This is a genomic window from Moraxella sp. 179-F 1C4 NHS, assembly GCF_045370505.1.
GTDB classification, from domain to species: Bacteria; Pseudomonadota; Gammaproteobacteria; order Pseudomonadales; family Moraxellaceae; genus Faucicola; species Faucicola tetraodonis.
On record NZ_JBIQEC010000076.1, the window covers coordinates 1 to 674 of the forward strand.

At 41.4% G+C, this 674-nt stretch carries 1 protein-coding gene; it reads right to left on the minus strand.

Annotated elements, in window-relative coordinates:
* On the minus strand, positions 1–674 hold a 674-nt coding region (locus ACH0AB_RS11910; RefSeq protein WP_406878275.1), incomplete at both ends, for a zinc-binding alcohol dehydrogenase family protein.

A 674-nucleotide genomic window follows, 5' to 3' on the forward strand; every position in this document is an offset into this window, starting at 1 on the left:
GTCTTAAACGGCATAATATCAAAGGTTTGTGGATCATCGATCAATCCAAGCTTACCTTGTGGTGCAATCAGAGAAACTATTTGCTTGATATAGGTGTCTGTATGATTGGTAGAGAAAACATATTTGGGTTTTTCAATGCCTAGTGCTTCGATTTGTTCGTTTAAATCTTTGCTATGGTCGATGACATGGTCGGCACCCAGTGATTCCACCCAAGATTTCGTTTCTTCACGTGACGCTGTGGTTATCACGGTCAGATTGGTTTTTGCTTTTAGGAGTTGGATAGCGATTGAGCCTACACCGCCTGCACCACCAATAATTAAAATACTGCCAACTTCTGTTTCTGAAATTTGAAACCGATCAAATAACATTTCCCATGCGGTGATAGCAGTTAATGGCAATGCTGCGGCTTCTGCATTAGATACTGTAATGGGTTTAAGACTGATGATGCGCTCATCGACTGCTTGAAACTCAGCATTACTACCATCTCGGGTTAAATCGCCCGCATACCAAACAGAATCTCCTACTTTAAACGAGGTAACTTTTGAGCCAATTTCGATAATTTCCCCAACGGCATCCCAACCTAAAATACGATTATTTGCTTCAGACGAATTTTTTCTCACTTTGGTATCAACGGGGTTCACAGAGATTGCCTGAACTTTTACCAGTACATCACG